General features: G+C 40.8%; 4 protein-coding genes. All 4 read left to right on the top strand.

Annotation, left to right across the window (positions count from 1 at the left end; genetic code table 11):
• Positions 1 to 158: 158 nt before the first annotated feature.
• The 4 genes from F580_RS0117275 (at position 159) to recD (ending at position 10,978) form a co-directional block, all read left to right on the top strand.
• Positions 159 to 518 carry a DUF4870 domain-containing protein gene (locus F580_RS0117275; protein WP_019029006.1) on the top strand — a complete coding sequence of 120 codons (360 nt, stop codon included), beginning with the start codon at positions 159 to 161 and terminating at the stop codon, positions 516 to 518.
• 527 nt (positions 519 to 1,045) lie between these two features.
• Complete coding sequence (gene recC / locus F580_RS0117270; RefSeq protein WP_083927012.1) at positions 1,046 to 4,708, top strand: exodeoxyribonuclease V subunit gamma; 3,663 nt, start codon at positions 1,046 to 1,048, stop codon at positions 4,706 to 4,708.
• A complete protein-coding gene (gene recB / locus F580_RS0117265) occupies positions 4,708 to 8,658 on the top strand; it encodes an exodeoxyribonuclease V subunit beta (RefSeq protein ID WP_019029004.1) in 3,951 nt (1,316 codons plus the stop codon). Before recC ends, recB begins: the two co-directional genes overlap by 1 nt.
• 1 nt (position 8,659) lies before the next feature.
• Positions 8,660 to 10,978 (top strand): exodeoxyribonuclease V subunit alpha, encoded by a 2,319-nt coding sequence (gene recD, locus F580_RS0117260; protein WP_019029003.1) that lies wholly within the window; start codon positions 8,660 to 8,662, stop codon positions 10,976 to 10,978.
• The last annotated feature ends 107 nt before the right edge of the window (positions 10,979 to 11,085 follow it).

Here is an 11,085-nt window from a genome sequence, read left to right as displayed (position 1 = left end):
CATATTAAACTCGCTTTTATTCATAAAATTGAAACAATTAGCCGTTACTGTACTGAGGGAAGAATAATAGCCCCTTGTTGAATGGCATTATTTTTCCTAGATTTAAAGTAAACCAATTCCAATAAATTTTTGACAATATTAGCGACGGAGAGTTTTTTATGCCACATATCCCAAGTGATTATGACAATATTTTTGAAAAGAAACTAAGCCTAGCTGAGCAATATAAAATGGCGACTTTAGTGGCGGTTATCAGTTACTTTACCTTAATTGGTTGGATAGTCGCTTTGGTCATTTATGATAAACATCAATCATCATTATCGAGTTTTCACTTGCGTCAATCGTTAGGGCTTATCATTACCGGTGCTCTGTTGTCATTTGTGCCGTTAGTAGGGTGGGTTCTCAATATAGCGGTATTTTTCGCCTGGGGATATGGATTATACACCGCGATAAAAGGCCAAGAAATCAAAGTACCTATACTTGGTGATTTCTATCAACAGCAGTTAGACTTTATCAAATAAAGTTAAATAGTCTTCAATTAATTATCAATTAGTTATCAGTAATTAAGCAGTAATTAAACAGTAATTAAGCAGTAAGTGAGCAGAGGGTAAATGGTTAACAAATAGCACACTGATATTACTAGTTTTCTTCAACGCCTTGTGGTTAAATTTGTCTTTATTTTTGTTATATACCCGTTACCATTCAAAGTGCTCGATTTCAGTGGGAATTAAAATGGCTTTAGGCAAGGAGAATAATTCCAACATAGTCACTCTATGTTTTGATTATTTACCGCAGCATAAAGTCATTTTAAACCCATCATAGAAGCGTTTGAGCAATATCACTTCTTCGTTGCAGTGACTTAAGGAGGACGCTACATGGATGTAGCTTATTAGAGAATGCAGGAGCATATTCTCCGGAATAACCATTCCTTCATCACTGCGCCTTGAAGTGAAATCGCTCAACCGCTCTGAAACAAGCATCTTGAAGGGTGACGGGTATAAAAATTTAGCTAAATTCTAGCTGAATATTAGCTCATTAAGGCGTTATCTTGATCCACTTATATCCTGCCAATAAAATGGAAAATTTGTTGCTGTTACTCAACAAAATTTCCCAACTTTCTCCTCTAGGTGTATTTAATCAAGAAGTCATCGTAGTGCAAAATGCCGGTATGCAGCATTGGCTTAACTTAGCCATTGCCAAAGAACGTGGTATCAGCATGAATATGCGTTACGCGTTACCGGCTCAGTTTTTATGGAAGCTAATAAGAACACTCGCTAGCGAAGATAAGGTGCCTGATCAGTCGCCATACTCAAGAGAGGTGCTTTGTTGGCGTATCCATGCACTTTTAGAGCTAGATTCAGTGGTTGAAGATGATGACTTTAGCCAAGCGACTCATTATTGGCGCGGTGACGTTACCGCCAACGAAAGTGAAAAACAAGCGGCTAAAACAAAACATAAAGAAGATAAACAAGCACAGTTAAAACGCTATCAATTAGCAACACAATTGGCCGATTTATATGAGCAGTATTTAATTTTTAGGCCGCAGTGGTTAGACAATTGGCAGCAAGGACAATTTGAATTGTCAGGTCTGGAGAATGTAGCCACCAGTGAACATAAATGGCAAGGCAAGCTGTGGCAGTTATTAATTGCACAATTACCTTATAATCCGGTGGAATTACTCAATGATGCCATCGCTAATATTGCTAACAAAAAAGACCTGATTCCACCACGCATTAGTTTCTTTGGTTTAAATACCATGGCACCGATGTGGCTAAATTTTATTAATGCCTTGAGTGAACATGTTGAGGTGCATTTCTTTCACCTTAATCCGTGTTTCTCTTATTGGGGAGACATAGTCACTGAAAAACATGCGCTGAATAAGTTATCGCAATGGTCAGATGGCGTTTCAGCGGAAGTGAACGACGTACAAAGTTTTGTTGGCAATCCATTATTAGCCAACTTAGGACAGCAGGGCCGAGAATTTATCTCGATGTTACAAGACTACAGTACCATCGATGTGGAATTTTTTGAGCAAGCGACTAAAAATGAACCAAGCCAAGATACTACCGCCCATAGTAGTGTTTTACACAGTCTACAAAATGATATTCTTGAATTGTCTGATGCCAGAATTCTGAACAAAGATGAGTCCCCTAGCCTTAATCAAGCACGCCAAGATGACTCTATAGTTATCACCAGTTGTCATAGTGCGCTACGCGAAGTTCAGGCATTACACGACTACTTATTACATCAATTTAATGACGATAAAAGCTTAACGCCAAAAGATATTCTAGTGATGTGCCCACAGATAGAAGAATACGCCCCTTATGTAAATGCAGTATTTACTCGCGGTTGGCAAGATATAGCGGGTGAAGTACCACCATTGCCATGCTCAATTGCCGATCGTAGTGCGAAAGATAGCGATCCTTTAGTGGCAGCATTCACGGAATTATTAAGCTTACCCGATAGCCGATTTGGTGTTTCTCAATTATTGGCCTTTTTACGGTTACCGGCCATGGCGAGTAAGTTCGCCATTAACTCTGAAGACTTAGTGAAAATTTCTGCTTGGTTAGAACAAGCAACAGTTCACTGGGGCTTAGATTTAACCCATAAACAAGCCTTATTAGGACCACAAGCTAACGCTGCCTTTACCTGGCAACAAGGTTTATCGCGTTTATTACGCGGTTTTGCTTATGCTGACAGTGAAGAAATTTACCAAGAGCAATTGTTATTGAGCAATGTAGAGGGCAGTGACGGCGAATTACTCGGTCAGTTAATGCTCTTTATCGAACAGTTACAGTATTTTAGTGAAAACTTGCAAAGAACTCGCAGCGCAATTCAATGGCAAAGCTTTTTACTTGAGCAATTGAACGAGTTATTTAGTCGCGTTGATGGTGATAATGTCAGTAATGAAAACAGTCTTATGGTTATTGAACAGGCGATTGCGGGGCTAGTTGAACATTGTCATCATGCCCATTTTGAAGAGGACATATCGCTACTCATCATCGTGGACTACCTCAGCCAACATTTTAGTCAGGGCGATGCCAGTAAACAGTTTATGGTTGGCCAAGTTACCTTTTGTTCAATGTTACCAATGCGCAGCATTCCTTTTAAAGTAATCGCGGTATTGGGTTTAAATGATGGTGAATTTCCTCGGCAACGTCAACCGTTAGGTTTTGATTTAATGTCATTGTCAAAAGCAGAAATCGGCGATAGATCGCGCCGTGGAGACGACAGGTATCTATTTCTTGAAGCGATTATCTCGGCACGAAATTCATTATATCTAAGCTTCCAAGGTCGCAATATTAAGAACAATAATGAAAAGCAGCCGTCATTGGTGGTTAAAGAATTGATGGAATATCTAACGCACGGTTATGGTTGGAATTTTGTTGAAGATGAAGATGAAAAGGCGAGTGATAGCGATAACGTCAGTAAAAATAACGATGAAAGTAGTAGTCAAGGTAACAGTGAAGCGCAGCAATCAGGTATCTATCAGTTAGCCATGCAAGCGTTTAGTGTTAACAACTATCAAGGTAAGTGGCCGAGTTTTGATGCCAATTGGTTAGCGCTGGGTCAACGTTCTGCTGTGACCGGGCAGGCAACTGATACTGAAACCTTTAACGATAAATCACCGTTAACAATCGATCCGCCATTAACAGTAAATGAGCAACTTGATGAAGTGACTTTATCTTGTCAGCAACTCATTCGTTTTTATCAGCATCCATCCAAAATGTTTGCTCAACAGCAATTAAATTTATATTTCGAAAATAACCATAGCCTACTTGAAGATGTTGAACCTTTTAGCGTCAATCAATTGCAAAGTTACTTATTACGCCAAGATTTGCTCAGTGCCTCATTAGACAGTTTGTCAAAGCAGTCAGTAGACTCAACCGCAACCAGTGATGCGACGCAACAGGCAATCGTTCGTGCACAGCTATCAGGGAAATTCCCCGACTTACCGACCACAGCAAACTTGTTTAATGACTATCAGCAGGATGTTCAGCAATTTAGTGAGGAAATTAGCAAACTTAGCTGTGATAATCCTGAAATTATAGCCTGTAATATCGAACTTCAAGTAGAGGGTATCAAGGTATCGCTGAATAGCCAGCTTAGCGTTAAAGGTAATTTATTGGTGCACTATCGTAGCTCAAGTGCTAAAGCAAAAGACAAATTCACCTTATATTTTCAGCAACTTGTCGTACAAGTGTGGCAGCAACAGGTCATCGCCGGTGAACTGATTATCAATGACGAAAATGGACATAAACTACAGAAAGTGACTGACACCATTGGTTTATATTTTAATACTAGGGTGCAGAAAGTAGAGCAGTTCACTGTGGGCACCATAATGGAGGCGAAAGCCAAACTTATTAACCTCATTAAGCTATTTTTTAAAGGCCAACAGCAACCTTTGTTGTTAAACGGACAATTGGCCGAGCATGTTTTTACTAAAAAGCGTGGGCAGCCAGTGGAGATGACGCAAGCCCGTTTTGAAAGTTTATGGTTAGGGGATATGAGTACGCGCGGTTTAAGTGATGATGACTATCTACGTTACTTTTGGCCACAGTGCCCACAATACACTAGCCATGAAGCTGATCTCGATTTTATCTATCAGGACTTATACCAAGTCGTCGTTAAACAAGCCGCTAAGAGAGCAGCCAAACCAGCAACCAAAAAAGCCGCAGCTAAAACTAAAGCTTCCCAGGAGAACAAATAATGTCTCACGTTAATACTCCTGATTCTAATCAAACACCTGACATGGTAGCGAGCGAAGTGCTAACCCTAAAAAACCTTGATGCAGCCACTATCAACTTAAGTGGTATACACCTCATTGAAGCGAGTGCCGGCACCGGTAAAACCTATAATATTACCCGTATTTATTTACGATTATTACTTGAGCGTGAATTAACCGTTGAACAAATATTATTGATGACGTTTACCAAAGATGCCACGCAAGAGTTGCGAGGGCGTATCGATGCCTTTATTCGCTTAGCACTGAGTGATTGGGACAGCTTGTGTGTCGATGACGCTTATTTTTCCTTGCTTGATGCACGTATTGAAAAAACAAAACGTGAATTCTTATTAAAACGCGCGTTACTGTTTTTAGATGAAGCAGCAATATTTACTATTCATGGTTTTTGTCAGCGGGTATTGAATCAATATGCTTTTAGCAGTGGTTTACCTTTCAACGCCAATATGGCGGCCAACTCCTCTGAGATTACCTTACAAGTGTGCCAGGATTGGTACCGCAGTTTAGCAAAGTCAGATGATGATAGTTTTATGCTACTTGCCAGCTTTTGGGCAACACCAGATAGTTTTTTATCAAGTTTTAGTAAAGCCATCGGCCACACCAGTGTTTTATCGGTTATTGATGTTGAACAGATAGCCGCAGAATTTGTATCCTTGGTACGTATTGCCCTGCACGATTTAAACGCCAATAGTGATCTCTTTGAAAATGCCTTAATACTGGTAAAAAAGGGCGCAGAGCAAGAAAAAAGACGAGACGAGTTATCACAACTAAAAATTTGGCTTGAAAACATCATCAGTAAAGAACTTTCACTGATGGATGTTGGTCTGGGAAGAGTAACAATGCCGGATGGTTTTTTTGATGGTAAACGTTATGCAAGGTCGACTTATAAAGCTGAATTACTTGCAGCGTTTGAGGGGGTAAAAGCCGTTAAAGAGCAGGTTAAGAAAATTGCTAACAATATCAATAAAGCCAAAGCGTATGCCATCGTCAAATCAGGTATCTACCTTATCAGGCAGCAAGTGATTGAACAAAAACAAGCGCTTAACTTATTGGATTTTGACGATCTTATCAATACCTTAGCCAACTGCCTTCGCTTAAGTAGTTCAAGCGAAGACAATTCAAACGAAGACAGTGCAAGTGATGATAAAGCAAAGTTTTTGGCAAAACAGTTACTTGGTCAATACCCCGTAGCCTTGATTGATGAGTTTCAAGATACCGATCCTAAACAGTTTGGTATTTTACAGTCAATTTATTATGGTAATAGCGCTAAACAAGCCAGCGCCGGTTTATTTCTTATTGGCGATCCTAAACAAGCTATTTATGGCTTTCGTGGTGGCGATATTTTTGCCTACTTAAATGCCCGCAGCGGTTGTGATTATCATTGGTTAATGGATACCAATTGGCGGTCAACGCCAGAGATGATCGACGGCTACAATCAGTTTTTCACTTATAAAGGTAATGAGACAGTTCAAGGTAATGAGCCCTTAGATGACGAAAAAAAGCGTCACCAAGCAGAGAGTGTCTTTGGTTTTGGTATTCCTTATTTACCTGTCTTAGCGGGTAAGAAAACTAAAGTTTCGATACTAGAACAAAGCGCGAGCGAGCAAGTTAGCCCGGATAGTGATAAAGCCCTGCAATTTATTCACTTCACGGAGACAGAAAGTGATAATGGCAGTGAACACGGCTCGACTAAACCTCAAGGTAACAAAGTCAGTCAAGGTAGTCGTCCTGTGCTGGCTAATTGGTGTGCCAATGAAATCATCACCTTACTCGACTCGACCAGAGAACGAGATAAAGTTAAACCAAAAGACATCGCCATATTAGTGCGAGATGGCGCTGAAGCACGCGATATCAAACAGGCTTTGCAACAAGCAGGTCTTGACAGCGTGTTCTTATCAGATAGAGCTAACTTATTTCATTCTGAGCAAGCCAAGCAATTATTGTCTTTACTCAAAGGTGTATTGCTTCCTGAAAATGAACGGTTATTTGTTGCGGCATTATCCTGTGGATTATTAGGTTTTAATGCGCAAAAACTTCATCAACTACAACAAGATGAAATAGCTTATCAAACATTGAAGTTTGCTTTTATTGATTATCGAACGCAGTGGCAACGACAAGGTTTTATTACCATGGCCATTAATTTGATGCACAACCTGTTTGATGTGCCGCAAAATAATAAAGATCGTTGTTTAACTAATGTGCTGCATTTATTTGAAATACTACAAGCGGCGAGTGTGCGCTTAAGTCAGGGACAAGAGCTGCTACATTGGTTTGAGCAGCAATGTCACCTAGAAACCAATGACGTTGAAGCAGAACTACGTTTAGAGAGCGATGGCGACCTTATTCGTTTAATTACTCAGCATGGCTCAAAAGGCATGGAGTACCCTTATGTATTTATTCCTTTTGCCACGCGTCATAAAGATCCTTTGAAGTTTGGCAATAAATCCGTTAGTTATCTTGAATATCACGATAGTAAAGGTGCACTTTGTTTAAGCCTTGATGGCTCAAAAGAAGCTAAAAAAGCGATGAGCAACGAAGCCTATGCCGAAAGTATACGTCTGCTTTATGTCGCGATTACCAGAGCCGAGCGTCGATGTTATGTATTGTGCTGTGCATTTGATGCTTATCATTTATCCCCCTTAGGTAAAACACTGCAAATACAAGAGCAAGAAAGTATACTTAAATCGTTACAGGCACTAAAAGCCAGTGCTGAACATGCCATAGGTATTCGTGAAGTGGCATTAGATAGTGATTATGATAGTGACAATGCTGGCGTAGATGAACGAGCATTAGTTATGGCGACGAATAGCCAACAAGACTTGCCCAAGCCGGCGGCCAGTAAGTTCAAGGGTAAAATAGAGCGAGATTGGTGGTTGAGCTCATTCTCAGCGTTAAGTCGCAATATTCGCCATGCGGGTGTGTCTAACCCTGACAGGGATACGGATATAGTAACCATCGCAGCGGTCGCCAATGAAGTCATCGCCATCGAAACTATTTCCATAGAAGCAAGGGCTTTACAAGTCAGTGAACAAATATGCTTTAAATTAGCGAAAGGTGCCCACACAGGTAATTTATTACACGATATTTTAGAACAAACGGATTTTACTGGCCCCGATTGGCAAGAAAGTTTTGAAAAACCGCTGTTAGTTTACGGTGACCTTAATGCCAGCAACGATACCTCATTTACTGAAGCTGATTTAAGGGTGTGGTTAGAAGACGTGCTTAAAACGCCATTCATTACCAGTCACCTTACCGTTAACACAAGTGATACCACAATGGATAGTATTACTGATGATGAACCAGCAGCATGTCTGGCCGAGCTTGGTAGCAATAAAACCTTACGCGAAAGTGAGTTCTATTTTCCAATGCAAGGTGAGGGCACAAACGCCTTGGCTAAATTGCTAACCGATCACCGAAATAGCGCACAGCGTGGGCAAGCAAGTGACAGCTCAACTGATACCTCAGCTCAGAGCTCATCGGTATCTTTAAAATATCCAGTGATGTTACCAAGTTATAAAAAGCTATCCGGTATGATGCATGGCTTTATCGATTTGATTTTTGAACACCAAGGTAAATATTACTTGTGTGATTATAAGTCGAGTCATTTAGGCGATAGTTTTCAAGATTATCAATTTGATGCATTACTCGATAATGTTGAGAAAAATTATTATGACTTACAATATCTTATATATTCATTAGCGTTGCACCGCTATTTAAAACAAACCCTGGTTGATTATGATGTTAATCAACATTTTGGCGGCGTGTATTATTTATATCTCCGCGGTATGACTACAGATCCCGACCATAAAGGCGCAGGTGTTTATTATCGTCAAATCAGTGAGCAAGAAATAAATAACTTAGATAGCTTATTTTCTAATGAATGTCCTGCCCAATCACACGTAAATGAAGGGGGCTAATATGACTGAGATAACAACTAATACAACTAATACCAGTGATGCGACTGGCCATTGTTCTATTACAAAGGGAATGACTAAAGCGGTAAATGAACCCGTATATAAGCACTTTAATCAAGTTAAACAAGTTATCCAAGGCGTTGAAGCTATCGATTATTTCTTTGCAAAAGAAATGAATACCGCGTTAACACTTGGTAAGGTGCTCGATGAGGGGCAACAGAAAAATTTATTCCATATGTTTTTAGCGTTGAGCGCAAGTTTACGCGCAGGACACAGTTGTTTACCGTTAAGTGAAATTGCTGAGCAACATTGGGCGAAAGGCTTTCCCGTACAAAGTACAGCGGTGTCTGCTTCCATATCAGAGCAATCAGACGACTCAGACAACTCAGCTCAGGCGAAGAACGAAGAGTTAGCCGCAACGCAGCAACTAACCGAGCAACAAGTGACGCTTAGCCATGCGGGTTTTGTCTTCGCGCCATTAACGCAATTGCAAGCCTTATTGACAGGGTTAGCTATCCAAGCAACAGACCAACAATTGTTGGTGCTGAACAATGACAACTTATATCTACGTCGCTATTTTTACTTTGAAACTGAACTTGAACAAGCCATTACTTTGCGCTTAGCACCGCAAGGTCATTATGATAATGACCACATTGAGCAATGTATAACGGCTTTATTTCCAAATGAGCCGAGTTTGGCTAGTGGACAACATAACGAAGCGCCATTAGAAATTGATTGGCAAAAAATTGCCGTTGCCAATGCCATTAATAAAAACTTTAGTGTGATTGCCGGCGGACCGGGTACGGGAAAAACCTATACCGTGACAAAACTGCTAGCAGCGCTACTTATGTTAGAGCAGACAAGCTTAACCGCGAAAAATGAACAAGAACACAGACCACGTCAGTCAGCACTCAATATCGCCCTGGTTGCCCCTACAGGAAAGGCGGCACAACGTTTATCAGAATCTATTATCAACGCCGTCTCAGGGTTTAAAGGCTTAATCGACGATAATATACTGGCTGAAATTCCAACACAGGCGCAAACTATTCATCGTTTGTTAGGGGTATTACCGAACTCGCCTAACTTTAGACACCATGAAGATAATCGCTTAGCTTATGATGTCGTGCTTATTGATGAAGTCTCTATGGTTGATTTACCGTTAATGACCCGGATATTTAGAGCGTTAAAAGACAATGCTAAAGTCATTTTATTAGGCGATGCCGATCAATTACCGTCAGTTGCCGCCGGTAGCGTACTGGCTGATATCGCCCCGCGTCCCCACGGCGGTTACAGCCTTGATAATGAAAAGTATTTAAATCAGGTTTGTCAGCTGAGTAATAATCAAATTAGCGAGGCTTTTTCAGGGCAGTCACAATACAGTGATGGTAAAAGTAAGGTTGATTATTTATCTTTCTTAATGAAATCTAGACGTTTTGACGGCAAGGGCGGCATAGGTTTAATCGCCAATAGTGTTATTCGAGGCGATGTTAAGTCGAGTTGGCAGTTGCTTAAAAATTCCCAAGAGTCACAATCTTCAACAAGTCAGCACAGCCCGAGCCAGTTAACACTGGCCCAAGGCGAGCTTGGTAGTTGGTTAGCACCGCTGGTTAAACAGTATTACCAGCCGATTGAGTATTGCGCTAGTGTCAGTGATGCTTTTGACCTGTTAGCGCAATTTAGAGTGCTGTGTGCAACTAGGAAGGGTGATTACGGGGTTGAAAGCATCAATGAAGTGATCAAAGGCTATTTAGGGAAAAATAACGCACCTTTCCAACAAAATCAGCAAGTGCTTTATCATGGTCAGCCCATTATGATTAATGAAAATGACTACCGCTTAGGGTTGTACAATGGTGATATAGGTATACTCTGGCGAGTTTTCGATCAAACAGGCAAAGCTCATTTAATGGCCTGTTTTGAAGATAGCGCTGAAGCAGGCTCTACAGCTAACACTCAAACCGATACTAATACTGACAGTAAAGGTGATCGTCAAGTTAACACCGATGAAACACCGCAGCCTGGCATAAGAAAGATATTGCCATCGCGATTACCCAAATTTGAGAGCGTTTATGCCATGACTATTCACAAAACCCAAGGCAGTGAATTCTCCCATGTGGCTATGGTTCTCTCCGCGACAGTCAGCGAGCCACATAAAGCACAACGAGGCAGTAAGCTGTTATCACGAGAATTACTTTATACCGGCATTACGCGGGCGAAAAAGCAGTTGACCATCGCGGCTAACCAACGTATTTGGCAACAAGGTGTTACTGCACAAGTTAAGCGCCATTCCGGTTTACGTTTATCTACCAAGCAGGAAAAATGTTAATACCAGTTTCATTAAGTTTGTGATCTTGTTGTGCGAAGGGAAAATAAATCAAGGTAAGGCGCTCAATTGAGCAATAGCTTGCTATTGGGATGCAACACAGACTTGGA

This window comes from Colwellia piezophila ATCC BAA-637, from assembly GCF_000378625.1.
Lineage (GTDB): Bacteria > Pseudomonadota > Gammaproteobacteria > Enterobacterales > Alteromonadaceae > Colwellia > Colwellia piezophila.
The sequence above is the reverse complement of the archived record's forward strand: the minus strand, read 5'-3'. Positions and strand labels throughout refer to the sequence as shown.

Bases quoted from the DNA above. Each gene is read 5' to 3' on its own strand.
- F580_RS0117275 (WP_019029006.1), top strand. From the start codon at position 159: ATGCCACATATCCCAAGTGATTATGACAATATTTTTGAAAAGAAACTA.
- recB (WP_019029004.1), top strand. From the start codon at position 4,708: ATGTCTCACGTTAATACTCCTGATTCTAATCAAACACCTGACATGGTA.
- recD (WP_019029003.1), top strand. From the start codon at position 8,660: ATGACTGAGATAACAACTAATACAACTAATACCAGTGATGCGACTGGC.